Origin of the sequence: Janibacter limosus (genome assembly GCF_004295485.1) — a bacterium.
GTDB lineage: Bacteria > Actinomycetota > Actinomycetes > Actinomycetales > Dermatophilaceae > Janibacter > Janibacter limosus_A.
The window spans coordinates 585,006-609,911 of the sequence record NZ_CP036164.1 but is presented as its reverse complement, the minus strand read 5'-3'; the positions used below and the strand labels follow the sequence as shown (position 1 = coordinate 609,911).

The 24,906-nt window shown below is 71.5% G+C and carries 22 protein-coding genes; 13 read left to right on the top strand and 9 right to left on the bottom strand.

All coding sequences use genetic code 11. The features are described from left to right. Positions 1 to 74: 74 nt before the first annotated feature. Entirely contained in the window at positions 75 to 527 is a 453-nt protein-coding gene (locus EXU32_RS02960; RefSeq protein ID WP_130628560.1) for a MerR family transcriptional regulator, read from the top strand. Positions 528 to 560: 33 nt separating this feature from the next. Here the strand turns inward: EXU32_RS02960 and EXU32_RS02955 are convergent, their stop codons facing one another. Beyond that, positions 561 to 1,484 carry a PfkB family carbohydrate kinase gene (locus tag EXU32_RS02955; protein ID WP_130628559.1) on the bottom strand — a complete coding sequence of 308 codons (924 nt, stop codon included), beginning with the start codon at positions 1,482 to 1,484 and terminating at the stop codon, positions 561 to 563. A gap of 141 nt (positions 1,485 to 1,625) precedes the next feature. On the opposite strand from EXU32_RS02955, the gene EXU32_RS02950 reads away from it, so the two are divergent. Continuing rightward, a complete protein-coding gene (locus EXU32_RS02950; RefSeq protein ID WP_165399556.1) occupies positions 1,626 to 3,620 on the top strand; it encodes a vWA domain-containing protein in 1,995 nt (664 codons plus the stop codon). On the opposite strand, the gene EXU32_RS02945 is transcribed toward EXU32_RS02950, so the two are convergent. Together EXU32_RS02945 and EXU32_RS17395 are read right to left on the bottom strand one after the other, a co-directional pair. After that, on the bottom strand, positions 3,593 to 4,891 hold the full coding sequence (locus tag EXU32_RS02945) for a serine/threonine-protein kinase (RefSeq protein ID WP_130628557.1): 1,299 nt from the start codon (positions 4,889 to 4,891) through the stop codon (positions 3,593 to 3,595). The genes EXU32_RS02950 and EXU32_RS02945 overlap by 28 nt on opposite strands. Further along, positions 4,884 to 5,354, bottom strand: a complete 471-nt coding sequence (locus EXU32_RS17395) for a helix-turn-helix domain-containing protein (RefSeq protein ID WP_130628556.1) — start codon at positions 5,352 to 5,354, stop codon at positions 4,884 to 4,886. The genes EXU32_RS02945 and EXU32_RS17395 overlap by 8 nt, the downstream gene beginning before the upstream one ends. 71 nt (positions 5,355 to 5,425) lie before the next feature. Between EXU32_RS17395 and EXU32_RS02935 the strand changes: the two genes are divergently transcribed. The 6 genes from EXU32_RS02935 (at position 5,426) to EXU32_RS02910 (ending at position 15,088) form a co-directional block, all read left to right on the top strand. Then, a complete protein-coding gene (locus tag EXU32_RS02935; RefSeq protein WP_130628555.1) occupies positions 5,426 to 6,334 on the top strand; it encodes an AAA family ATPase in 909 nt (302 codons plus the stop codon). After that, entirely contained in the window at positions 6,327 to 7,808 is a 1,482-nt protein-coding gene (locus tag EXU32_RS02930; protein WP_130628554.1) for a VWA domain-containing protein, read from the top strand. Before EXU32_RS02935 ends, EXU32_RS02930 begins: the two co-directional genes overlap by 8 nt. A gap of 121 nt (positions 7,809 to 7,929) precedes the next feature. Then, positions 7,930 to 8,631 (top strand): response regulator transcription factor, encoded by a 702-nt coding sequence (locus EXU32_RS02925; RefSeq protein WP_130628553.1) that lies wholly within the window; start codon positions 7,930 to 7,932, stop codon positions 8,629 to 8,631. Further along, on the top strand, positions 8,628 to 11,228 hold the full coding sequence (locus EXU32_RS02920; protein ID WP_165399555.1) for a DUF4153 domain-containing protein: 2,601 nt from the start codon (positions 8,628 to 8,630) through the stop codon (positions 11,226 to 11,228). The genes EXU32_RS02925 and EXU32_RS02920 overlap by 4 nt, the downstream gene beginning before the upstream one ends. 99 nt (positions 11,229 to 11,327) lie before the next feature. Continuing rightward, the gene (locus tag EXU32_RS02915) at positions 11,328 to 13,097 is read left to right on the top strand and encodes an acetyl/propionyl/methylcrotonyl-CoA carboxylase subunit alpha (RefSeq protein ID WP_130628551.1); all 1,770 of its coding nucleotides are present in this window, start codon (positions 11,328 to 11,330) and stop codon (positions 13,095 to 13,097) included. Further along, complete coding sequence (locus tag EXU32_RS02910; protein WP_130628550.1) at positions 13,097 to 15,088, top strand: MFS transporter; 1,992 nt, start codon at positions 13,097 to 13,099, stop codon at positions 15,086 to 15,088. Before EXU32_RS02915 ends, EXU32_RS02910 begins: the two co-directional genes overlap by 1 nt. Here the strand turns inward: EXU32_RS02910 and EXU32_RS02905 are convergent. Together EXU32_RS02905 and EXU32_RS02900 are read right to left on the bottom strand one after the other, a co-directional pair. Beyond that, the gene (locus EXU32_RS02905) at positions 15,049 to 15,390 is read right to left on the bottom strand and encodes an antitoxin (RefSeq protein ID WP_130628549.1); all 342 of its coding nucleotides are present in this window, start codon (positions 15,388 to 15,390) and stop codon (positions 15,049 to 15,051) included. The genes EXU32_RS02910 and EXU32_RS02905 overlap by 40 nt on opposite strands. Before the next feature lie 57 nt (positions 15,391 to 15,447). Further along, positions 15,448 to 16,863 carry an NAD(P)H-quinone dehydrogenase gene (locus tag EXU32_RS02900; protein ID WP_130628548.1) on the bottom strand — a complete coding sequence of 472 codons (1,416 nt, stop codon included), beginning with the start codon at positions 16,861 to 16,863 and terminating at the stop codon, positions 15,448 to 15,450. Positions 16,864 to 16,888: 25 nt separating this feature from the next. On the opposite strand from EXU32_RS02900, the gene EXU32_RS02895 reads away from it, so the two are divergent. The 5 genes from EXU32_RS02895 to deoC are packed head-to-tail and all read left to right on the top strand — an operon-like array spanning position 16,889 to position 21,520. After that, entirely contained in the window at positions 16,889 to 17,707 is an 819-nt protein-coding gene (locus EXU32_RS02895) for a purine-nucleoside phosphorylase (protein ID WP_130628547.1), read from the top strand. Then, positions 17,707 to 19,464 (top strand): phospho-sugar mutase, encoded by a 1,758-nt coding sequence (locus EXU32_RS02890; protein WP_130628546.1) that lies wholly within the window; start codon positions 17,707 to 17,709, stop codon positions 19,462 to 19,464. The genes EXU32_RS02895 and EXU32_RS02890 overlap by 1 nt, the downstream gene beginning before the upstream one ends. 11 nt (positions 19,465 to 19,475) lie before the next feature. After that, on the top strand, positions 19,476 to 20,093 hold the full coding sequence (locus EXU32_RS02885) for a uridine kinase family protein (protein WP_242612864.1): 618 nt from the start codon (positions 19,476 to 19,478) through the stop codon (positions 20,091 to 20,093). Between the two features lie 7 nt (positions 20,094 to 20,100). Next, the gene (locus EXU32_RS02880; RefSeq protein ID WP_130628545.1) at positions 20,101 to 20,736 is read left to right on the top strand and encodes a YigZ family protein; all 636 of its coding nucleotides are present in this window, start codon (positions 20,101 to 20,103) and stop codon (positions 20,734 to 20,736) included. Between the two features lie 4 nt (positions 20,737 to 20,740). Then, positions 20,741 to 21,520: a deoxyribose-phosphate aldolase gene (deoC, locus tag EXU32_RS02875; RefSeq protein ID WP_130628544.1), complete on the top strand. Its 780-nt coding sequence runs from the start codon at positions 20,741 to 20,743 to the stop codon at positions 21,518 to 21,520. Between the two features lie 171 nt (positions 21,521 to 21,691). Here the strand turns inward: deoC and EXU32_RS02870 are convergent, their stop codons facing one another. From EXU32_RS02870 to EXU32_RS02855, 4 genes are read right to left on the bottom strand one after another with little or no spacing between them, the layout of a single operon-like run. Then, positions 21,692 to 22,837: an adenosine deaminase gene (locus EXU32_RS02870; protein WP_130628543.1), complete on the bottom strand. Its 1,146-nt coding sequence runs from the start codon at positions 22,835 to 22,837 to the stop codon at positions 21,692 to 21,694. Then, on the bottom strand, positions 22,834 to 23,193 hold the full coding sequence (locus tag EXU32_RS02865; protein ID WP_130628542.1) for a cupin domain-containing protein: 360 nt from the start codon (positions 23,191 to 23,193) through the stop codon (positions 22,834 to 22,836). Before EXU32_RS02865 ends, EXU32_RS02870 begins: the two co-directional genes overlap by 4 nt. A gap of 1 nt (position 23,194) precedes the next feature. Next, the gene (locus EXU32_RS02860) at positions 23,195 to 24,496 is read right to left on the bottom strand and encodes a thymidine phosphorylase (protein ID WP_130628541.1); all 1,302 of its coding nucleotides are present in this window, start codon (positions 24,494 to 24,496) and stop codon (positions 23,195 to 23,197) included. Then, the gene (locus EXU32_RS02855; protein WP_130628540.1) at positions 24,493 to 24,906 is read right to left on the bottom strand and encodes a cytidine deaminase; all 414 of its coding nucleotides are present in this window, start codon (positions 24,904 to 24,906) and stop codon (positions 24,493 to 24,495) included. Before EXU32_RS02855 ends, EXU32_RS02860 begins: the two co-directional genes overlap by 4 nt.

The following is a 24,906-nucleotide window of genomic DNA, read 5'->3' as shown; positions in this document are numbered from 1 at the left end:
TCTGGCGCCGGGTCGGAGGGGCCGACCAGCACCGTTGCTTGACGTTGACGTCAACGTAAAGCATGCTCGCGGTCATGACAAGCCGGACGAAGGGGGCGACTCCCCTACCTGCAGCGGTGGCCGCAGGCGCACCCCCCGACCGGGAGCACACCTGGACGATCCGCGAGGTCGCGGACGAGTTCGGCGTCACCACCCGCACGGTGCGCCACTACGAGGACATCGGCCTGATCTCCCCGGAGCGGCAGGGCACAACGCGCCTGTTTCACCGTCGCGACCGGACGCGGCTGGCGCTCATCCTGCGCGGCAAGCGCCTCGGGTTTCCCCTCGATGAGATCGCCACGATCATCAACCTCTACGACGCCCCGCGCGGCCACCGCAGCCAGCTGGAGTACGTGCTCTCGCAGATCGACGAGCGGCGCGAGGACCTGGAGCAACGCCGGCGCGACATCGACGATGCCTTGTCCGAGCTGGAGACCTTCGAGCAGCGCTGTCGCGCAGATCTCGATGCCCGTCCCGACGCTGGCTGAGGAGCTTGCGCAGCAAGCATCTCGAAGCCAACGTCAGCCGCGAGTGGCGAGGTAGGCGTCGATCTCGGCGGCCGTGGGCGCGGTCGTCGGTCCGCGCCGGGTGACCTTGATGGCTCCTGCAGCATTGGCCCGGCGGCAGGCATCGGCCCACGGCGTCCCCTTCGCCCGCTCCGCGAGCAGGACTCCGGTGTGGGTGTCGCCGGCGCCGTTGGTGTCGACCGCCTTTTCCGGGTAGCCCGGCACGATCGTGGTCACGCCGTCGACGTGCACGGCGCATCCCTCCTCACCATCGCGCACGACGGCGACGGCGCCCGGCTTCAGCAGGGCAGCGACGGCCTCGGCGGCCGGCCCCATCCCCTTCGCCCGACCGAAGTCCTCGGACTCCTCGCCATTGCCGGTCCAGACATCGGTCAGCGCGACGATGCGGGAGCGAAGGGAGGAGTCCAGCTCCGCGAAGACCGCACCGGGGTCGAGCACGACGACGACCTCGTCGGGGAGCGACTCCAGCCAGGTGATGAGCGGGTCCCGGGTGCGCCCGACGAAGCTGTATCCACTCACGCAGACCAGGTCCCCCGCCACCGGTGCGCTCGTCTGCAGCGACTCCGGCGTGATCCGCCGCTCGGCCTCCTGCGTGGTGACGAAGGTGCGCTCGGCGGAGGGCTCGACCATGACCACGCAGACGCCCGTGTCCAGGTCCTCGACGACGGGCGCCGAGAGCGTCACGCCCTCGGCCGTCAGCGTTTCCCGCACGAGGTCGCCGTTGGGCCCCCGCCCGTGTGCGCCGGCGTGCACCGCTTCGGCTCCTGAACGCACGGCAGCCAGGAGGATGGTCACCGCTCCCCCGGCGTATCGCGTTGCGGCAGAAGCCATCACATTGCCACCTCGCCTGGGGAGGTCGGGCACTTCGACGACGAGGTCGACGAGCGCTTGCGCGGTGTGGATCACCCGGGGGTTCATGGAGGCTCACGCTACCCACGACTCCCACCCTCGGCGCCCGTCCACTCACTTAGGATCGCCATGTCACGCGTTGACATTTGCAATGGCAAACATCTAGATTGCAATCGCAAACATTCGTACGCCACACAGGGGAACCATCCGATGCATCTGACGACCACGGGCATGATCCGCGGGCTGCTCGCCGGCCTCCTGACCGGGACAGTTGCCTTGTCCGGCGCCGGCACCGCCAACGCCGCGACGTCCACCGCGCACCTCCCAGCCGCGACGGAGTCCTCGACCGACGTCCCGGGCAAGTTGCTGCTGATGCTCGACGCGTCCGGCTCGATGAACGAGGCCGACCCCTCCGGCGGGACCAAGATGGAAGCCGCGAAGAAGGCCCTCATCGGTGTCGTCGACAAGCTGCCCCAAGACACCAACGTCGGCCTGCGCGTCTACGGCGCCACCGAAGAAGGAGGCAAGCCCACCAAGGCCGCCTGCGCCGACACCCAGCTCGTCGCACCCATCGCCCCCCTCGACAAGCCAGCGTTGACCAAGGCCATCAACGACTTCGAGGCCAAGGGCGAAACGCCCATTGCCCACTCCCTCACCAAGGCCATCGACGACCTCGGCGACACCGGCCCACGCAATGTCATCCTCGTCTCCGACGGCGAGGAGTCCTGCGTGCCCGACCCCTGCCCCGTGGTCAAAAAGCTCACCAAGGGCGGCGTCGACCTACGCATCGACACCGTCGGCTTCGGCGTCAAGGACCCCGCCCGCAAGCAGCTGAGATGCATCGCCGACGCCGGCGACGGCACCTACTACGACGCCAAAGACGCCGACGAGCTCACCACCAGACTCAACAAGCTCTCCCAACAAGCCGTGCGCGACTTCACCTTCAACGGCACCCCAATCACCGGCATCGACCTCGTCGAGGACGAACAACCCCCCGCCGACCTGCCCAAGCTCACCCCCGGCCTCTACACCGACGAACTCACCGCGAACAAGGACACCTGGCGCGCGTACGAGGTCGAACGCACGACAGCGGAGTCGACGCTGCACGTCGCTGTGACCACCAAGCCCAGCACATACTCCAACCGTGCCGGGGATGACAACGAGCAGGAGAAGCTCGAGCTGAATATCCTCGCGCCGGACGGCACCACGTGTGCCAAAGAGACCACCTTCGAAGGGCCGGGCAACGGGTTCCGGCCCATCGTCACCGTGAGCGGACGGGTGCTCGGCCAGCCCCTCGAAGAGGGCCCCGACGATGATGCGTGCCAGGCGAAGGGGACCTTCACCGTCCTGGTGAACCGCCAGGCAGCCCAGCAGGAGGCCTCCGCGGAGATCCAGGTCATCGAGGAGCCTCCTGTCACCAACCTCGAGGCGCTTCCGGAGATCGTCGACGAGCATCCGGATCAGAAGGACCTGCCGGAGGGGGAGGCCAAGCCCGTCACCGGCGGACTCTCCTTTTCCGACGCTGCCGAGATCAGCAGCGGCACCTGGGTCGACACCCTTGTGCCCGGTGAGACGCTCCTGTACCGGGTCAAGGTCGAGGACGGCCAGATCGGAAGATTCACCGTCAACGGACCCACCCAGGGCTTTCGCTTCCCCGCGGACGCGGCGAACCACGAGCAGGTCTTCATCCAGGGGATGGTCTACTCACCCGACCGTCAGAACGCGGATGGCCTCACGCCTGTGCCGGGGACCTTCAGCCGAGGCGACAGCGATCCCCAGTCCATCTCGACCAGCCAGGTCCGTTACAAGAACCGTTACGCGGACACCCTCGGGGACCCTGACAGTGCTCCCGGGTCGAGCATGGGCGGCTGGTACTACTACTCGCTCAGCGTGAGCACGAAGGACGTCGGCGAGGATCTGACCGGACAGCCAATCAAGGTCGCCTTCACCGTCGATGTCGAGGGCAAGCCCTCCGGCGCGGTGAAGTACGACGGCCAAGACGGTTGGGACTCGGCGGCCACGGGCGCGCAGAAGGATGACAGCGGGAGCCAGGAGACCGGCACGTCCGATACCAGCAAGGACGAAGGGGGCTCCCCCCTTCCGTGGATCGGTGGCGGACTGCTCACGGCGGTCCTCATGGGCCTCGGTGTGTGGTTCGGCCTGCGGCGCAAGGGCGCTCAGGGCTCGGCGCGTTCCCAGGAGTAGGCGCCGTCACCAGCGCGACGGCACTGCACGTCGACGCCGTCCGAGGTCGTCTCCCGCATACCGACATCGCTGAAGGCGCACTGCTGCCCGACACGGGTGACGACGACCCCGACCTCGACGGACCCGGTCGTGCGGGTCGGCTCCGACGACTCGCTGGCAGGCGACGAGCTGGTCTCGCTCTCGTCCGGGCTGGTCGGCGTGCTGGCGCTCGATGAGGTCGTGCCCGGGCCCGCGCCGTCCCCGCCGGAGCTCTCCCCCGACCACGGGGACCAGACGAGCAGGACACCCGTGATGACCACCGCAGCCACCGCGGCCACGACGACGGCGATCCACGGCTGCGGTCGACGTTGCGGCTGCCGCTGCGGTCGAGGACCAGGGGATGCGCCCCCTTCGTCCTCGTCCTGGCGACCCCTCACCGAGGTGGTGGGCTCAAGGAGTCCGGCGTCGTCACCCTCGGTGTCGAAGACCTGACGCAGGACCTCGACATCACCTGCGGCCCCTGGCACCCACGCGAGCTCGGTGACGGTGAGCGCGTCCCGAGCACCGGAGGCGTCGGGCCGCGACGCCGGGTCCTCGGCCAAGAGCGCGCTCATGAGCTCCCAGAGGGAGTCGGGCACGTCATCCGGTCGGATCGCTTCGAGCGCTCCGTCCACGGGAGGGCGTTGGGCGGTGAGCATCTCGAGCGCGACTGCGCCCACCGCGTAGAGGTCGCTCGCCGGAGTGAGCTGTCCCCGACGCTGCTCCGGCGCCATGTAGCCGCGAGTACCGATGACCGCGTCCGTCTCGGTGAGCCGAGGGCCGTCGAGGCCGACGGCGATCCCGAAGTCGGTCAGGTACGCAAATGGACGCTCGCTCCCGGTGGCGCGCAGCAGGATGTTGGCAGGCTTGACGTCGCGATGGACGATGCCGGAGCCGTGCACGGTGGCCAGCGCGTCGAGCAGCTGACGCAGGATCTCGGCCACGAAGGGGGCCGGGAGCGGCCCGTGGTCCCCGACGAGTGTGGCGACGGAGCCTCCGTCGACGATCGGCATGGTGAAGAGGACCCGGTCGTCCTCCCCGGCCCAGCCGAGCGGGGTGACGACGTGCGGGTGCTGGATGCGCAGGGCGGTCTCGCGCACGAAGCGCAGCAGCGAGACAGCGTCGGACTGGCGCAGCACCTTGGCCGCGACGACCTCGTCGGTGCGCCGATCGTGGACCCGCCACACCGAGCCCATCCCGCCCTCACCGATGAGGTCGAGCAGCTCGTAGCGGCCGGCGAAGACCTCACCCACGGGTCGAGTCCTCTGCCGCCTCCTGCAGCAGGGCAGCCAGACGCGGGTGCCGATCGCGGATGAGGCGGGAGGCGTCGACGAGATCGTCCACTGACGCCGTCCGGCGCAGCACCGCCATGGCGGTGACGTGGTCGCCCTCCCCGGGCTGGCGACTCGTCGTGAAGGTCCCCTGCACCTCTCTGGCCGCCGCGATGCGGGCAGCGATCTCGTCCGGGGTGAGCCCGGGCGCCGCCTCCGCCGTGGCGAGCAGCTCCTGGAGCCGCTGGACGACCGCGGGGTTGCCGATCTTGACCCGGCGACCGGAGAGCAGCTGGGAGAGCATCGGCGCCGAGAGGCCCAGGGCCTCCGCGAGACGCCCCTGGGTCAGGCCGAGCGCCGTCATGACGCGGTCAGCGAGCTCGCGCAACGACGCTCCGTACAACTCGCGCTGACGGCTGAGGTTGCTGTCGATGTCCTCGGTCATGGGCCCTCCCTTCGCTCGTTGGCATCCTAGGAGGTCGCACGCACCTCCCGGCCCTCAGGCAGACTGCGACCATGACGCACACCCCCCGCTTCGCCTCCGTCGACGACGTCAGCACCCGCCTGGCCGAGCACGGCTATCTCGCCTCCGACGCGATCGCGACGACTGTCTATCTCGCTGACCAGCTCGGCAAGCCCCTGCTCATCGAGGGGCCGGCCGGTGTCGGCAAGACCGCGCTGAGCGCCGCCGTCGCGGACGCCACGGCCGGCGAGCTCGTGCGCCTGCAGTGCTACGAGGGTGTCGATGAGGCCCGCGCGCTCTACGAGTGGAACCACGCCAAGCAGCTGCTGCGCATCACCGCTGCAGGTGCCCACCACGACACGCGGGGCGCGGACGAGGCCGACTGGAGCTCGGTCAAGGAGGACATCTTCACCGACGAGTTCCTCCTCTCGCGCCCCCTGCTCACCGCGATCCGCAACGAGCACCCGACCGTGCTGCTCATCGACGAGCTCGACAAGGCCGATGTCGAGATCGAGGGGCTGCTGCTCGAGGTGCTCTCGGACTTCCAGGTGACGGTCCCCGAGCTCGGAACGATCCGGGCGAGCCAGACCCCCTTCGTCGTCCTGACCTCCAATGCCACCCGTGAGCTGTCCGAGGCGCTGCGCCGACGCTGCCTCTACCTGCACATCGACTACCCCGAGGCCGACCTCGAGCTGCGGATCGTGCGCCTGACCGTGCCCGACCTCGGGGAGACCCTCGCTGCGTCCGTCGTGCGACTCGTCGGCGCGCTGCGCGAGATGCGCCTGCGCAAGTCGCCGTCGGTCGCCGAGACGATCGACTGGGCGCGCACGCTGCTCAGCCTCGGCGCGGACGGCGACCTGCAGCCCGACCTGGTGCGAGCCACCCTCGGTGTCGTCCTCAAGCACCGCGAGGACATCGACCTCGCGGCCCGGACCTTGGACCTGGACCGGGCCCTTGCCTGATCCGCTCGGCGAGCGGCTCGTCGACCTGGCCCGCTCCCTTCGTCGGCACGGGGTGACCGTCGGCACCTCGGAGATCACCGATGCCGCCTCTGCCGCAAGGACGCTCGGCCTGGAGAACCGCGAGCGCCTGCGCACCGGGCTGGCCGCCACCATGATGCGTCGGTCCGCGGACCGGGCGGTCTTCGACCAGCTCTTCGACATCCACTTCCCCGCTGCGGTCGGGGCCCGGACAGGCGATGACGAGCCGTCCGCCCCGACGGACACCGCGGGCGCCCGTGAGCGTGCCGCCGCCATCCGCGACGAGCTCATCGACGCGCTGGCCCGCGGCGACGAGGCCGAGCTCGATCGACTCGCGTCTCGGGCGCTGCAGGAGCTGGGCCGCCTGTCCAACGAGTCGTCGTCGGGTGGCTGGTCGGCCAACCAGACCATCGAGCGCCTCGCCCCGCAGACGGCGATTGCCGCTGCGTTGCAGCGGGCCAGGGACGCCGGCGATGTGACCGGCGGTTCGGGCGAAGGGTCGGGCGGCAGCGGCTCCGGCAGCGGTGGGGCCTCCGGCGGCGGCCCCCCCGGAGGCGGGAGCGCATGGCGGCCCGAGCAGCTGAGCGACCGCTACGACCGCGACGAGATCCGCGGTCGGGTCGGGGCCTTCCGTCGCAAGATCGAGACCGAGGCCGCGCGCCGCAACGCCGAGGTCCGCGGACGCGAGCGCATCTCCCGCTACGGGGTGCGCGACCCCTTGGAGCGCAAGGACTTCCTTCTCACCGGGACGGCGGAGGCAGCCGAGCTGCACGCCGTCATCACGCCCCTGTCGCGCAAGCTCGCCGCCAAGCTGGCCGCCCGCCAGCGCCGCCAGTCGCGCGGCACCATCGACATCCGGCGCACCCTGCGCGCTGCGATGTCCACCGGCGGGGTGCCGGTGCGCCCCGCGTACAAGCGGCGCACCCGCAGCCGCGCCGACATCGTCCTGCTGTGTGACATGTCGGGGTCGGTCGCGGGCTTCTCCCGCTTCACGATGCTGCTGCTCCAGTCGCTGGCCGGGGCCTTCCGCCGGGTGCGCTTCATCGGCTTCATCAACACCTGCGACGACATCACCGAGCTGGTGCGCGAGGCGCAGTTCGGCGAGGACATCAGCGAACGCGTCTCCCGGGAGGCGCAGATGACCCGTTGGCACGGCTCGAGCGACTACGGCTCGGCCTTCGTCGACGCCGTCGAGCACCACCTCGATGCCGTGGGGCCGCGCTCGACCGTGCTCATTCTCGGCGACGCCCGCACCAACGGCACCGACCCGCAGGTGGACGCCCTGCGTGAGCTGGTCTCCCGGGCCAAGCACGCCGTCTGGCTCAACCCCGAGCGGTCGGGCATGTGGGACACCGGCGACTCGGTCGCCAGCCAGTACGGGCAGGTCGTCGACATGCACGAGGTGCGCAACATCGAGCAGCTGCGGCAGTTCGTCTCCCGCCTCCCGGTCGGGTGACCTCTCCCCCCTTCGCACGACCTTAAGGAAATGCGGGACTCGAGCGCCCGTGTCCGGATCTCCAGAGGATCTGCAGATTTACTCCCGGCGATCCCTTAGCGCGGCTGCCTAGATTGAGGGCATGCCTCCCACCCCCTCCCCGCGCGTCCTGATCGTCGAGGACGACCCGACGATCAACCAGGCCCTGACGGACCGCTTCGTGGCCGAGGGCTTCGAGGTCACGCGGGCCCACGACGGACCGAGCGCGGTGACCGCCTTCGCCGAGCACTCCCCCGAGGTCGTCGTCCTCGACCTCATGCTCCCCGGCTTCGACGGGCTCGAGGTCTGCCGTCGCATCCAGGCCGTGCGGCCGGTGCCCGTCCTCATGCTCACGGCCCGCGACGACGAGAGCGACATCATCGTCGGGCTCGGCGTCGGCGCCGACGACTACCTGACCAAGCCCTTCCGGATGCGCGAGGTCGTCGCCCGGGTCCGAGCCCTGCTGCGGCGGGTCGAGCGGGCGGCCGAGCTGGGTCGCAGCGACGACGGGCCGGTCCAGCACGACGGACTGCTCCTCGACGAGCGCACCCGACGCTGCACCGTCAGCGGTCACGCGGTGCACCTCACGCCGACCGAGTTCGACCTGATCACGCTGCTCGCCCGCGAGCCCGGAGTCGTTTTGCGCCGGGAACACATCGTCGCCGACCTGTGGGGCTGGGACGACGGGCTGGGACGCGGCAGCCTCGACAGCCACATCAAGTCCTTGCGCACCAAGGTGGGCGCGCACCGCATCCGCACCGTGCACGGCGTCGGCTACGCCCTCGACGACGGATCCGGGCAGTGAACCGCTCGCAGCCCCTCGCTGGGCTCAGCTCGATCCGCACCCGCCTGACCGTGCTCGTCGGCGCCAGCGTGCTCGTCGCCGCAGTAGTCGGCACGATCGGCACCGACGCAGGGGTCCCCCTGTGGCTCGGGCTGCCGGCGACCGTCGGCGTCGCCCTCGTCGTCACCCGGTGGCTCGCCTCGGGCATGACCACCCCGCTGCTGCAGATGACCGACGCCGCACAACGCATGGCGAAGGGGGACTACGCCGCAGCCATCACGACATCCAGCCAGGACGAAGTGGGTGTGCTCGCCCGCGCCTTCACCTCGATGGCCACCGAGCTCGAGCAGAGCGAGGAGCACCGTCGTCGCCTCGTCGCGACCGTCGCCCACGAGCTGCGCACCCCGCTGAGCGCACAGCAGGCCCTGCTGGAAAACCTCGCCGACGGTGTGACGCCCCCCGACGAGAGCACCCTGCGCGCAGCGCTGGCCCAGTCCGAGCGACTCGGCTCCCTCGTCACCGACCTGCTCGACCTGTCACGACCTGACGGACGCGGAGTCCCCTTCTCCCCCGGTCGAGTCCGCGTGCAGGACCTGCTCGACGAAGCCGTCGACGAGGCTGCCCTCCAAGGGCGCGGCGTCTCCCTCGTCGTCGACGTCGAACCCGTAGACCTCACCATCACCGGTGACCGGTCGCGCCTGGCCCAGGTCACCGCCAACCTGCTCGACAACGCCATCCGGCACAGCCCGAGCGGCTGCACGGTGACGATGACCGCCCGCACCGATGCCCACCAGTGGACCCTCACCGTCGCCGACGACGGGCCCGGCCTCTCGCCGGAGCGCGCCGAGCGCCTCTTCCACCGCTTCGGTCCCGGCGGGGACGGAGGGGGTGGCACCGGCCTCGGTCTGGCCATCGCCGCCTGGGTGGTCACCATGCACGGCGGGACCATCCGCGCGCTGCCTGCCGACGATGGCGCGCAGATCCGGATGACCTTGCCGCTCACCCCACCCAACTCCTCCCCTTCGCCCGCACCACTGGCCACCGACCGGCCCGTGCCCACACCGACCCAGGAGAGCACCATGTCCGTGCAGCCCGTCCCCACCACGCCTCCCCTTCGAGACGGCGCTGGCGCGCCTCCTCAGGGAGCGGTGCCGGCAGCACTCCCTTCGCTCTCGTGGTCGAGGTGGTGGCCCGAGAGGGTCACCGCACCGCAACCGAGGCTCGTCCTCGCCGCCCTCGCCGTCGGCCTCCTCGCGGCGATCGTGCTGCCGGACAACGCCCTCGGGCTCGGGCTGCTGCTGGTCCTCGTCGCGGGCGGCGCCTCGCTGTGGCTCGCCTCACCGCGCCGCTCCAACCGCTGGTCGTGGGTCACCGCGGCCCTCGCGCTCCCCCTCGGCCTGACGACGATCCTCACCGCGCACCCGGGCTACATCTTCCTCGCGGCCGTCATGGCCGGGGTGCTCGCCGCCGTCGCCTGCACCGACGCGCATCGCGTCAGCGCCATGGTCGCGTCGGTCGCTGCGTGGCCGGCCTCTGCGCTGCGTGGCCTGCCGCTCATCGACCGCACGGTCCGCCTGCTCGGGCAGCACGGCCGGACATGGGCGGCCCTGCGCACCAGCGTGGTCAGCCTCGTGCTGCTCCTGGTCTTCGGGGGCCTGCTCGCCTCCGCCGACGCCGTGCTCGGGTCCTGGGCGTCGGCGCTCGTGCCCGACATCAGCGACCTGCTCGTCTTCCGTGCCTTCACCCTCGTCTTCTTCGCCGGCGTGATGCTCGCCGGCCTCTACCTCGCGATCAACCCGCCGGCGGTCGACGAGCTGCGCACCAGCCGCCTCACCGACCGACGGATCCCGGTGCGCGAGTGGCAGATCCCGCTCGGTGTCGTCATCGCGGTCTTCGTCGTCTTCATCGCCGCCCAGGCCGCGGCGACCATCGGCGGGCACGACTACGTGATGCGCACCGCCGGCGTCACCTACGCCGAGTCGGCCCGGCAGGGCTTCGGCCAGCTGACCCTCGCGACCGCCCTCGTGCTCCTGCTCATCGCCGGCGTGCGGTCCTGGGGCCGCGCCGACACCGCAAGCGAGCGGCGCGTCATGACGGTCATGAACGCCGTCCTCTGCGTCCTCACCCTCCTCGTCGTCGCCTCCGCGCTGCGCCGGATGGCCCTCTACCAGGACGCCTTCGGCTACACGACCCTGCGGGTCAACGTCGACGCCTTCGAGGTCTGGCTCGGCATCGTCGTCCTCGGCGTGCTCGTCTCGCTCTTCGTCGGCGGTCGCTGGCTGGGACGGCTCGCGCTCGTCTCGGCGGCGGTCCTCGTCGCCGGGCTCTCGCTCGGCAATGTCAACGGCTTCGTCGCCGACCGCAACATCGCCCTCTACCAGGAGACCGGCGAGATCGACTCCTTCTACCTCTCGCAGCTGGGTGACGACGCCGTCCCGACGATCCACGAGAGCGACCTGCCGGCCGAGGTCAAGGCGTGCGTCATCTCCCGCTCGTCGACACAGGACGGAGGGAGCACCTGGCCCGAGTGGAACCTCGCCCGCTCCCGCGCCGACGACATCCGGGCGGGGTACTCCCTTCGTCCCGGGTGCACGCTGAGCAGCAGCGACCGCCGCTGACGGGCCGCGGTCCGCGTCGGTCCGGGCGAAGGGAGCGTGGCGCGGGCCACGATGCGGGCGGGCCACCGGACGCCTCGACCACCCAGTAGTCTGCGACCCATGGCCATCAGCAAAGTCCTCATCGCCAACCGCGGCGAGATCGCCGTCCGCATCGCCCGCGCCTGCGCCGACGCCGCCATCGGCTCCGTCGCCGTCTACGCCGAGCCCGACCGCGACGCCCTGCACGTCAAGGTCGCCGACGAGGCGTACGCGCTGGGTGGGACGACCCCCGGCGACTCCTACCTCCTGCAGGACAAGCTCCTCCAGGTCGCCAAGGACGCTGGTGCAGACGCGGTCCACCCCGGCTACGGGTTCCTCGCGGAGAACGCCGAGTTCGCCCAGGCCGTCCTCGACGCCGGGCTGATCTGGATCGGCCCGAGCCCCGCGGCCATCGACGCCCTCGGCGACAAGGCCAAGGCCAAGCACATCGCCGTCAAGGCCAACGCCCCGCTGGCCCCCGGCACCAAGGACCCGGTCAAGGACGCCGACGAGGTGGTCGCGCTCGCGCAGAAGTTCGGCCTGCCGATCGCCATCAAGGCGGTCTACGGCGGTGGCGGTCGTGGCCTCAAGGTCGCCCGCACCATGGAGGAGATCCCCGAGCTCTTCGACTCCGCGGTCCGCGAGGCCGTCTCGGCCTTCGGCCGCGGGGAGTGCCTCGTCGAGAAGTTCCTCGACAAGCCCCGCCACGTCGAGACCCAGTGCCTCGCCGACCAGCACGGCAATGTCGTCGTCGTCTCCACCCGCGACTGCTCGCTGCAGCGTCGCAACCAGAAGCTCGTGGAGGAGGCCCCCGCGCCCTTCCTCACCGACGAGCAAAATGCTGAGCTGGTCCGCGCCTCCAAGGCGATCCTCAAGGAGGCCGGCTACGTCGGCGCCGGCACCTGCGAGTACCTCGTCGCCCAGGACGGCACGATCTCCTTCCTCGAGGTCAACACCCGCCTCCAGGTCGAGCACCCCGTGAGCGAGGAGGTCACCGGCATCGACCTCGTCCGCGAGATGCTGCGCATCGCCGACGGTGAGGAGCTCGGCTACGACGACCCGATCGCCCGCGGTCACTCCTTCGAGTTCCGCATCAACGGCGAGGACGCCGGTCGCAACTTCATGCCGGCACCCGGCACCGTCACCAAGATGACCGTGCCGACCGGCCCGGGCGTGCGCTGGGACGCCGGCATCGTCGAGGGCGACACCGTCGCCGGCGCCTTCGACTCGATGATCGCCAAGCTCATCGTCACCGGCGCCACCCGCGAGCAGGCACTGGAGCGCTCCCGCCGCGCTCTCTCCGAGCTCGTCGTCGAGGGCATGCCCACGGTCGTCCCCTTCCACCAGACGATCGTGTCCGACCCGGCCTTCGCCCCGGCCGACGGCACTCCCTTCACCATCCACACCCGCTGGATCGAGACGGAGTTCGACAACCAGATCGCGCCCTACGGTGGCGAGATCGGCGAGGCCGCCGAGGACGAGGGCGAGCGCCAGAAGATCACCGTCGAGGTCGGCGGCAAGCGCCTCGAGGTCGTGCTTCCGGGCGGCCTGTCCCTCGGTGGTGGCGGTGGCGCCGCGGCCAAGAAGAAGGCTCCCAAGCGCTCCGGCGGAGGTGGCGGCGGTGCCGCTGCATCCGGCGACAGCCTGACCGCGCCCATGCAGGGCACGATCGTCAAGATCGCCGTCGAGGAGGGGCAGCAGGTCGCCGAGGGTGACCTGATCGTCGTCCTCGAGGCGATGAAGATGGAGCAGCCGCTCAACGCCCACAAGGCGGGCACGATCACCGGCCTCACGGCCGAGGTCGGTGCCACCGTCAGCAACGGCGCGGTCATCGCCGAGATCAAGGACTGATGAGCGCCAGCACCTCGAGCATCGACGCCGCCCCCGCCACGCCCACCGGGCGTGGCGGGGGCGGCGTCGTCATCGCGGTCCTCGCCCTGTGCGGCACCGTCGTCTCGCTCCAGCAGACGATGGTGCTTCCTCTCGTCCCCGACCTGCCCGGCCTCATCGGCACCACCGCCGGCAATGCGTCGTGGATGATCACCGCCACCCTCGTGGCCGGTGCCGTGGCCACGCCGGTCATCTCCCGCATGGCCGACATGTACGGCAAGCGCCGGATGATCCTGGTGACCCTGGCGATCGTCGCCCTCGGGGCGCTCGTGGGCGGGCTGTCGACCTCGCTCCCCTTCCTCATCCTCGCCCGGGCCCTGCAGGGCATGGGCATGGCGCTCGTGCCCATCGGTATCGCCACGATGCGCGACGAGCTCGACCCGGACAAGGTCCCGCTCGCCGTCGCCCTGATGAGCGCGACCCTGGCCATCGGTGCCGGCGTCGGCCTGCCCCTCGGCGGGTTCCTCGCCGAGGCCTTCGACTGGCACGTGGTGCTGTGGCTGCCCGGGGTGCTCGCTCTGCTGCTGATCGGGCTCGTCCTGGCCACCGTGTCCGAGTCCAATGTCCGCACGGCCGGAGCCTTCGACGTGCGAGGTGCCGTGCTGCTCAGCCTGGCGCTCGTGCTGCTGCTGCTCGCGGTCTCCAAGGGCTCCGACTGGGGCTGGATCGATGCCCGGACCCTCGGCTGCCTCGCCGCGGGCATCGTGCTGCTCGCGGTCTTCGTCCCGCTCGAGCTGCGCATCCCCAGCCCCCTCGTCGACATCCGCACGGCCGCACAGCCCGTCGTCATGGTCGCCAACGCCATCTCGATCTTCATGGGCTTCGCGATGTTCATCAACATGCTCGTGTCGACCCAGCAGCTGCAGACCCCCGTCGAGACGGGCTACGGTCTGGGCCTCGACGCCCTGCACGCCGGGCTGTGGATGGCCCCGTCAGCGGTCGCCTTCGGCGTCCTCGCACCTCTCTCAGGGTGGGTGACCCGGCGCTTCGGCGCCGAGATCGCCATCGCTGCGGGGGCCGCGATCATGGCCGTGTCGTACCTCGCCCGGATCCCGTTCAGCGACACGATCGCGTGGGTGGTCATAGGCACCGTCGTCGTCACCGTGGGCACCGCGCTGGCCTACTCGGCGCTGCCGACACTGATCATGCAGTCCGTGCCCGTCACCGAGACGGCCGCGGCCAACGGGCTCAACACCCTGCTGCGCTCCGTCGGGACCTCGACCGCCAGCGCGGTCACCGCCGCCGTCCTCGCGGCGACGATCACCAGCGGCAGCGCCTTCCCGACCTTCGGTGGCATGGCGACGATGTTCGTCCTGGCCGCTGGCGCCTCGGTCGTGAGCCTCGGACTCGTCCTGCCCTTCGCCCGCCGACGGCTCGCCGAGGGCGACACCCGCTCCCCCGAGTCCCTGACCGCCGACCACGTGGTGCGCGGCCAGGTCGTCGACGCCCAGGGAAGGGGGATCGGCGGCGCCGTCGTCACCGTGATGGGGGGCCGTGGCAGCCACATGGACTGGTCGCACACCGACTCCGCAGGTGACTTCAGCGTCGCGACGGGGGGCCCGATCCGCCACCTGCTCGTGGCCACCGCCCCGGGCTGGTCACCGGTGTCGGCCTATGTCGACCTCACCGACAGCCAGCGGCTGTCCCCCTTCGTCATGACCGACCGCCTCACGGTCAGCGGCAAGGTCACCGACGAGCGCGGCAGGCTCCGCCCCGGTGCGTCGGTCGTCATCACCAAGCGCACCGGCGGCTCGGTCTCGTGGGTGCGCACCGATGACGAAGGGCGCTACCGCCTGCCGTTGCCTGCGGCGGGCTCGTACGACCTCACCGCCGTCGACCGTGGTGTGGGGACGAGCCGCAGCCAGATCCTCACGGTCGGCGGTCAGTCGTTGACCGTGGACCTGCAGCTGGATCAGCCGGGCAGCTTGCCCGGTCCCGTCGAGTCCGACTGACCCTCGGGCTGGGCCGGCTCGGCCTGGGGCTCCGGCGTCGGCTCGGCCTTGGGCTCGGCGGACGAGTCGGCCTTGGGGTCGGCGCGGGGCTCGTCCTTCGTCTCCGCCGGCAGACCGAGCTTGTCCTCGACGAAGTCGCCAGCCTTCTCGATCAGCGACCCGAACTTGCCACCGGTGCGCCGGTTGGCCGCCTCCTGGACCTTGTCGATCGCGCTGCGCGCCTTGTCAGGGTTGTCCCTGGCCGCGTCACGCGCCTTGTCGACGTACTCGCCACCGTTGAACTTCTGCGGGTTGTTGCTCATGCTCGGCCCTCTCGACACCGGGCCGGCGGTCGGCCCTGCATCGACCCTAGCCGCGCTTCACCCCCCGTGGAGAGGGTGCAGCCGTCGGGCCGCCTCGGCGAGCGTGCCGGTGAGCGAGGGGTAGACGGTGAAGGTCGAGGCCACCTGGTCGACCGACAGCCTGTTCTGCACCGCGATGGCCACGGGGAAGATCAGCTCGGAGGCGCGCGGTGCGACGACGACCCCACCGAGCAGCGTGCCGGTCCCCCGGTAGGCGAAGAGCTTGACGAAGCCCTCGTCGATGCCGAGCATCTTGGCGCGGGCATTGCGGGAGAGAGGCATCATGACCGCCTCGACGTCGGAGTTGTCCGCCGCGTCCGCGGCGCTCATCCCGACGGTCGCGATCTCCGGATCGGTGAAGACATTGGCCGACACCGCCGAGAGGCGAAGGGGGGTCACCGCGTCACCCAGTGCGTGCGCCATCGCCGTGCGGCCCTGCATGGCCGCGACCGAGGCGAGCGCGAAGACACCGGTGCAGTCGCCGGCGGCGTAGACGCCACGCACCGAGGTGCGCGAGACCCGGTCGGTGACGATGTGCCCGGACTCGCTGAGCTCGACGCCGATGTCCTCGAGGCCGATGCCGCTCGTGTTGGGCACGGCGCCGACCGCGATGAGGACGTGGCTGCCCTCGACCTCGCGACCGTCCTCGAGGGTGACGACGACCCCGTCGCCGCGACGCTCCGCGGAGGCCATCCGTGAGCGGTTGAGCACCGTCATGCCGCGGCGGCGGAAGACGTCCTCGATGACCGCGGCCGCGTCCTGGTCCTCGCCGGGCAGGACGAGGTCGCGCGAGGAGATGAGCGTGACATCGGTGCCCAGACCGAGGTAGGCCTGCGCCAGCTCGGCGCCCGTGACTCCCGAGCCGACGACGATCAGCTTGTCGGGGATCTGCGGCAGCGCGTAGATCTGCTGCCAGGTGAGGATCCGCTCCCCGTCGGGCTGCGCGGTGGGCAGGACCCGTGGCGTCGCACCGGTGCTCACCAGGACCACGTCCGCGTGGAGGGTCTCGGGGGTCCCCCCTTCGCCCTCGACGACGACCTCACCCGGGGCGGCCAGCCGACCGGCCCCGGGGACAACCCGCACACCGACCTCGGCCAGCCGCTCCGAGATGTCCGCCGACTGGGCGGCCGCGAGGCTGAGCACCCGACGGTTGATCGCGTCGAGCTCGGCGACGGTCTGCGTGGCGACGTCACCCTCGTGGTCCTCGAGGTGGACACCGAGGTCGGCCGCCGTCTCGATGCCACCGAGGTAGTCGGCGGTCGCGATGAGGGTCTTGCTCGGGACGCAGTCGGTGAGCACCGCGGCGCCCCCGATGCCGTCGCGGTCGACGATGGTGACGTCGGCCCCCAGGTGCGCGGCGACGAGTGCTGCCTCGTAGCCACCGGGTCCGCCGCCGAGGATCACAACTGAGCTGGTTCGAGTCACGCCACCCATCCAACCACCCTTGTAGATTGCGGCTGTGACCGAGCAGACCGACAGCCAGGACCCCTTCGCCCTCGCCCGTGACGCCGCGGCGGTGATCGCCGAGCGCACCGGCGTCGCGAGCCACGACATCGCCCTCGTCCTCGGGTCCGGCTGGGGGCAGACCGCCGACCTCGTCGGGGAGACCGTCGCCACCGTCGAGCAGGCCGAGGTGCCGGGCTTCGCGGCCGCGGCCGTCGCCGGGCACTCCGGGCAGATGCGCTCGATCGACATCGCGGGCACGGGCCGTCGTGCCCTGGTCTTCGGCACCCGCACCCACTTCTACGAGGGCCGCGGCGTGCGCTCCGTCGTGCACGCCGTGCGCACCGCGGCGGCCGCCGGCTGCCGGGCGATCGTCCTGACCAACGGGTGCGGCGGGCTGCGCCCGGAGTGGGCGCCGGGCACCCCCGTCCTCATCAGCGACCACATCAACCTCACGGCGACCTCCCCGATCGAGGGGGCCAACTTCGTCGACCTCACCGACCTGTACTCGCCCCGCCTGCGTGGGCTGGCCCGTGAGATCGATCCCGGCCTCGACGAGGGCGTCTACGCCCAGTTCCCCGGCCCCCACTACGAGACGCCGGCCGAGGTGCGCATGGCCGGGATCCTCGGTGCCGACCTCGTCGGCATGAGCACGGCGCTGGAGGCCATCGCCGCTCGCGAGGCCGGACTGGAGCTGCTGGGCGTCTCCCTCGTCACCAATGCCGCAGCCGGCATCAGCGACGCGCCCCTCGCGCACGACGAGGTGGTGGCCGCCGGGCAGGCTGCAGCGGAACGCTGCGGGACCCTCCTGGCGAGCGTCGTCGGGCGCATCTGATGGTCGAGTACGCGGCTCGCCACACCAGCACGGGCGCCATCGACGACCTCGTCGGCGCCGCCCGCGAGTGGGCCGCCGACGACCCCGACCCGGCCACCCGCGCAGAGCTCGAGGCGGTCATCGCTGCTGCCGAAGGGGGTGACCCCACCGCGGTCGCCGACCTCACCGACCGCTTCACCGGCCTGCTCCAGTTCGGCACCGCCGGACTGCGCGGTGCCCTCGGCGCCGGCCCGCACCGGATGAACCGCGCCGTCGTCATCCGCGCCGCCGCGGGCCTGGTGGCCCACCTCAAGACCGTGACGGACTCCCCCCTTCGAGGCGCCCACGCGGAACGTGGGACCCACTCCGTCGCACCTCTGGGCGGCGCCTTCGTCGTCATCGGTCGCGACGCCCGCCACAACTCCGATGCCTTCGCCACCGACACGGCCGCGGTCGTCGTCGGGGCCGGTGGCCGCGCGGTGCTGCTGCCCGAGCCGCTGCCCACGCCGGTGCTGGCCTTCGCCATCCGGCACCTCGGCGCCGACGCGGGCGTCATGGTCACCGCGAGCCACAACCCTCCGCAGGACAACGGCTACAAGGTCTACCTCGGCGACGGCAGCCAGATCGTGCCGCCGAGCGACGAGCAGATCGCCGCGCAGATCGCGCGCGTCGCGACCGTCGCATCGGTCCCCCGGGCGGAGGCCGGGTGGGAGGTCCTCGGCGACGAGCTGCTCGAGGCCTATCTCGACGCGGTGGCCGGCGTGGTCGCGGCGGACACCCCGCGCGACATCACCGTCCTGCACACGGCGCTCCACGGGGTCGGTGACGCGACGGTCGAGCGGGCCTTCGTCCGAGCCGGGTTCGCCGCACCGAGCAAGGTGGCGTCGCAGGCCGAGCCCGACCCCGACTTCCCGACGGTCGCCTTCCCCAACCCCGAGGAGGACGGCGCCCTGGATGCCGCCCTGATGGCGGCTCGTGAGCAGCAGCCCGACCTCGTCATCGCCAACGACCCGGACGCCGACCGGTGCGCGGTCGCCGTCCCCGACACCGCGGTCGAGGGTGGCTGGCGACTGCTGCGCGGCGACGAGCTGGGTGCGTTGCTCGCCTCGCACCTGCTGATGCGCGGCGTGCCCGAGGGCCGCCGGATGGCCAGCTCCATCGTCTCCTCGCGCCTGCTGGCCGCGATGTGCCGTCAGTCGGGCGTCCCCCACGAGGAGACCCTCACGGGCTTCAAGTGGATCGCCCGCGTAGAGGGCCTGCACTACGGCTACGAGGAGGCGCTCGGCTACTGCGTCGCGCCCGACCTCGTCAAGGACAAGGACGGGATCTCCGCCGCGCTGCTCATCGCCGAGCTCGCCGCGATCCTCAAGGCCGAAGGGAGGACCCTCCAGTCGGTCCTCGACGACCTGCACACCCAGCTCGGCGTCCACACCACCGATGCCTTCTCCATCCGCGTCGAGGACCTCGCGGACATCGGCCGGATCATGGCCCGACTGCGGCAGTCCCCACCGGCCGAGGTCGCCGGGTCGCCGGTGGCGAGCGCCGAGGACCTGGCCGCCGGTGCCGGGGGCCTGCCGCCCACCGAAGGTCTGCGCTACCTCCTGGCCGACGACTCGCGGATCATCGTGCGACCCTCCGGCACCGAGCCCAAGCTCAAGGTCTACCTCGAGGCGATCGAGCCGGTCGCCGGCCCCGAGGACCTGACGGGCGCGCGCGAGCGGGCCGCCCGGCGCCTGGCCGCTGTACGCGCCGCCATGGAGGGGCTGACCGCCCTCTAGACTCTCCCTTCGTGCCCACGCCTGCCCCGTCCCTCCCCCACGGCCGTGTCGTGGTGCTCGCCGGGCCGAGCGGGTCGGGCAAGTCGCGGCTGGCGGACCGGTTGCGCCGGGCCCATGGCTGGCCGGTCGTGCGGCTCGACGACTTCTACAAGGACGCCGACGCACCGGGCCTGCCGGTGAGCGCGGAGCTCGGAATGATCGACTGGGACCACCCCGACAGCTGGGACGAGGACGCGGCGATCGTCGCCCTGCGCACCCTCCTCACGACGGGCACGGCGGCCATGCCCGTCTACGACATCAGCGTCTCCCGGGCCGTGGGGCAGCACACGATCACCGCGCTCCCGGACGACCTCGTCATCGCGGAGGGGATCTTCGCCGCCGAGGCGATCCCGGCGCTGCGTGCCGCGGGTCTGCTGCACTCGGCGTGGTGCATCCGCCACCACCGGCTCAAGACCTTCTTCCTCCGGCTGGCGCGGGACCTGAAGGAGCGCCGCAAACCGCCGCTGACACTCGTGCGTCGCGGGCTCGTGCTCATGCGCGACGAGCCGCGGGTCGTGGCCCGGCACGAGGCGCTCGGCGCCCGGTGCGCGACGCCGACCCGGGCCGAGCGCGAGCTGTCCGGAGCCTGACGCACCGATGACCACCACGTCCTACCTCACGATCGCCCGCGACGGCGAGGCCGAGCTGGAGGTCAAGCGCTCCCGGTTCCTGTGCACCCTCGAGCGGGTGGAGTCGGAGGACGACGCGCGGGCCGTGGTCGAGAGGCTGCGCAGGCAGCACTGGGACGCGCGCCACCACTGCTCGGCCTTCGTCATCGGGCCCGGTGGCGAGATCGCCAGGTCCTCGGACGACGGCGAGCCGTCGGGCACGGCGGGCGCCCCGATGCTCGAGGTCCTCATGGGCCACGAGGTCTCTGACGTGGTCGCGGTGGTCACGCGCTGGTTCGGCGGGGTCCTGCTGGGGACCGGTGGGCTCGTGCGGGCCTACGGCGACTCGGTCCGGGCCGGGCTGGATGCCGTGGGCACCCTGCGCCGGGCCCTGGTGCTCGAGCACGAACTGGTCGTCGCGCACACCGAGGCCGGGAGGCTCGAGCACGAGCTGCGCTCCCGCGGGGTCCATGTGCTCGACACCGAGTACGGCGCCGAGGTGACCCTGCGGCTCGGTGTGCCGGCCGATGACCAGGAGGCGCTTGCTCCGCTCGTCGCCGAGCTCACTACGGGTGCGGGGCAGGCCCGCCAGGTGGGGTCGCGCTGGGTCGACCACCTAGGGTGATCTCATGACTCGTCGTCCCCCCTTCGCCCCCGGCTCGACGCTGTCCGTCCAGGACGTCGCCGACCTGATCGACCACGCCCTGCTCAAGCCGGAGCTGACCCCGGACGAGGTCGCGGACTCTGTCCGCGAGCTCGCCGCCCAGCGCATCTGGAGCGTCTGCGTGCGGCCGAGCGATGTGGCCCTCGCCAAGGCCACCATCGCCGAGGTCGAAGGGAGCCCGACGCGCGTGTGCACGGTCATCGGCTTTCCCCACGGCACGACCTCGACGGCCGCCAAGGTCGCGGAGTCGCGGCAGGCGCTGGCCGACGGCGCCACCGAGCTGGACATGGTCCTCAACATCGGCCGTCTGCGGGGTGGGGACGTCACCGCCGTGCGTGACGACATCGCCGCGGTCGTCGAGGTCGGTCACGCAGCCGGGGTCATCGTCAAGGTGATCTTCGAGACCGCGCTGCTCGACGAGCGCGCCAAGATCGACGCCTGCCGGGCGAGCGCCGACGCGGGCGCGGACTTCACCAAGACCTCCACGGGTTTCGCCGGAGGCGGCGCCACCCTCGCCGACGTCGCCCTGATGCGCGCCAACACCCCGCAGCAGATGGAGGTCAAGGCCTCCGGCGGCGTCCGCGACATCCCGACCCTGCTGGCGATGGCCGCCGAGGGCGTCACCCGCATCGGCACCTCGAGCACGGCCGGTCTGCTGGCCGAGGCCGAGCAGGTCGGCGCTGCGGGCCTGGTCGTCCCCGAGCCCGGCCGGACCGCCGACGCCGCGCCTTCCTCGACCTACTGAGGCCTCAGCCACCCGGTGGAGGCCCCAGCCACCCGGTGGAGGTAAACGCGCGGACGATTCCTGGGCGAGTCGGCATCCACTGGAAGATCAGAGGCGCTGGTTGGAAGGGAGCTCGCCGACCTTTCGTCCGCGCGTATACCTCCAACCAGCATCGGGACGGCTGCTCGGCGCTCAGGCGTAGGCAGCAGCCGCGTACGCCGGCTTGATCGTCTGCTCGATGAGCTCCAGTCGCTCGTCGAAGGGGAGGAAGGCCGACTTCATCGCGTTGGTCGTCACCCACCGCAGGTCGTCCAGCTCCCAGCCCGCCTCGCTGACGAGCGCGTGCATCTCCCGGGTCATCGACGTGTCCGACATCAGCCGGTTGTCGGTGTTGAGGGTGATGCGGTAGCGCAGCCTGGCCAGCAGGGTGATCGGGTGCGCGGCGATCGACGGAGCCGCGCCGGTCTGCACATTGCTGTGCGGGCACATCTCCAGGGGCACGCGGGTGTCCCGGACGAAGGCGGCCAGACGGCCGAGGCGCAGCTGCGACGGGTCCTCCCTCGCGGCCTGGTTGGCTGCGAGCGGGTCGTCCGTGACGGTCGCCCCGCGGAAGCCGATGTCGTCCACGATGCGCACGCCGTGCCCGAGCCGATCTGCGCCGCACCACTGCAGCGCCTCCCAGATGCTGGGCAGCCCGAAGGCCTCACCAGCGTGGATCGTGAAGTGGGCGTTCTCGCGGCGCAGGTACTCGAAGGCGTCGAGGTGGCGGCTCGGCGGATGCCCGGCCTCGGCCCCGGCGATGTCGAAGCCGGCCGCCCCCTTGTCGCGGTAGCGCACGGCCAGCTCGGCGATCTCGCGCGACTTGGCGGCGTGCCGCATCGCCGTGAGCAGCGCCCGCACGACGATCGGGTGCCCTTCTGCGGCAGCCTGCTCCTCCCCTTCGCGGAAGCCGGCGTTGACCTCGTCGACCACCTGCTCGAGGGTCAGCCCGCCCTCGAGGTGCTGCTCGGGCGCGTAGCGCGACTCGGCGTAGACGACGCCGTCACGGGCGAGGTCGAGCACTGACTCCCGGGCGACCCGGCGCAGCGCCGGGGCGGTCTGCATCACGCCGACGGTGTGCACGAAGGTCTCGAGGTAGCGCACGAGCGAGCCCGAGTCGGCCGACTCGCGGAACCATCGCGCCAAGCCCTCGGCGGTGCGCTCGTCGCCAATGACCGGCAGCTCGTGGCCCACCTCGTCGGCGATCTCGAGGACGGTGGCCGGCCGCACACCGCCGTCGAGGTGGTCGTGCAGCAGCACCTTGGGAAGGGAGCGGATCGCGGCCTCGTCGAGGATCATCCCTCGTCCTCCCGGTGCACGGTGTCGGGAGCGAAGGCGGGCGTGCAGATCGCCACGTACTCGGCGCCCTCGGGGCCGGTCGAGTAGCGCACCCGCTCACCCGCCCGGGTGACGATGCTCTGACCGGCTCCGACCGTCGTGGTTCCGCCGTCGTGCTCGACGAGCACCGTGCCGGCGACGACGACGGTCACCTCGTCGAAGTCGGGTCGCTGCGCCGGCTCCGACCAGTCGGCCGGGGCCTTCATGTGGGCGACGGACATCGCCTCGCTGCCGGTGGCGACCCGGCCGACGTGCTCGGCGATGACCTTGCCGCCGGGCACGTCGATGATCGACGGGGTGTCGTTGAGCTCGGGCATGTCAGGCCTCCTGGGCGGTGATCCGGTCGAGGACGACGGGGCCCCTGGCGGGCGCCTGGGGCGCGATCCGCCAGCCTCCGACCAGCGACTCCTGGGCCCGGGCAAACCGCTCGGGGGTGTCGGTGTGCAGGGTCATGAGTGGCTGCCCCTTGGCGACCTTGTCCCCCGGGCGGGCATGCAGCTCGACCCCCGCGCCGGCCTGCACGGGGTCCTCCTTGCGGGCACGGCCCGCGCCCAGGCGCCAGGCGGCCATGCCGACCGCCATCGCGTCGAGGTGCTCCAGATGCCCGTCGGTGTCGGCGACGACCGTCTGCGTCTCGGCAGCGGTGGGCAGCGGCGCATCGGCGTCGCCGCCCTGTGCGGAGATCATCCGGCGCCAGACGTCCATGGCCCGGCCGTCGGCCAGCGCAGCACGCAGCTCGTCGGGGCCGACGTCCTTGCCGGCAGCGCGGGTCATCTCGTCGGCCAGGGCGACCGTGAGGTCGACGACGTCCTGCGGGCCCCCGCCGGCGAGGACCTCGACGGACTCGCGCACCTCGAGGGCGTTGCCTGCCGTCAGGCCGAGCGGCACGGACATGTCGGTGATCAGGGCGACCGTGTTGACGCCGGCGTCCGTCCCGAGGTCGACCATCGTGCGGGCCAGCTCGGTGGCGTCCTCACGGGTCTTCATGAAGGCTCCGGACCCGACCTTGACGTCGAGGACGAGTGCGCCCGTGCCCTCGGCGATCTTCTTGCTCATGATCGAGCTGGCGATGAGCGGGATCGCCTCGACGGTGCCGGTGACGTCACGCAGGGCGTAGAGCTTCTTGTCCGCCGGAGCCAGCCCCGCGCCGGCGGCGCAGATGACGGCACCGACGTCGTCGAGCTGGGCGAGCATCTGGGCATTGCTCAGGTCCGCGCGCCACCCCGGGATCGACTCGAGCTTGTCCAGGGTCCCGCCCGTGTGGCCGAGACCGCGGCCGGAGAGCTGGGGCACGGCGATGCCGAAGACGGCGACGAGCGGGGCCAGCGGGAGGGTGATCTTGTCCCCCACGCCGCCCGTGGAGTGCTTGTCCGAGGTGGGCCGTGCCAGGCCGGAGAAGTCCATGCGCTCACCGCTGGCGATCATCGCTGCGGTCCAGCGGGCGATCTCGGGACGGGTCATGCCGTTGATAAGGATGGCCATGGCGAGCGCCGACATCTGCTCGTCGGCGACGACGCCGCGGGTGTAGGCGTCGATCACCCAGTCGATCTGATCGTCGGTGAGCACACCCCGGTCGCGCTTGGTGCGGATGATGTCCACGACATCGTGCTGCTCGGTCATCGTGCTCCCTTGGTCAGGTCGTCCGCCCCGAAGGCCTGCGGCAGGATCTCGGCGAGCGAGCGCTCGCCCTCCGGTGTCTGGATGCGGCACTGCTCGCCCCCGTGCTCCCAGAGGAGCTGGCGGCAGCGGCCGCACGGCATGAGGGTCTCCCCTCGGGAGTCGACGCACCAGACTGCGACCAGGCGTCCACCGCCGGTGCGCACCAGGTCGCTGACGAGTCCGCACTCCGCGCACAGGCCGACGGCATAGGAGGCGTTCTCGACATTGCAGCCGCTCAGCAGACGGCCGTCGTCCGCCAGTCCGGCGACCCCGACCGGGAAGTTGGAGTACGGCGCGTAGGCCTGCCCCATCGCCTCGACCGCCGTGCTGCGCAGCAGCTCCCAGTCGTCCTGCGTCAGAGCCGGCGCCAT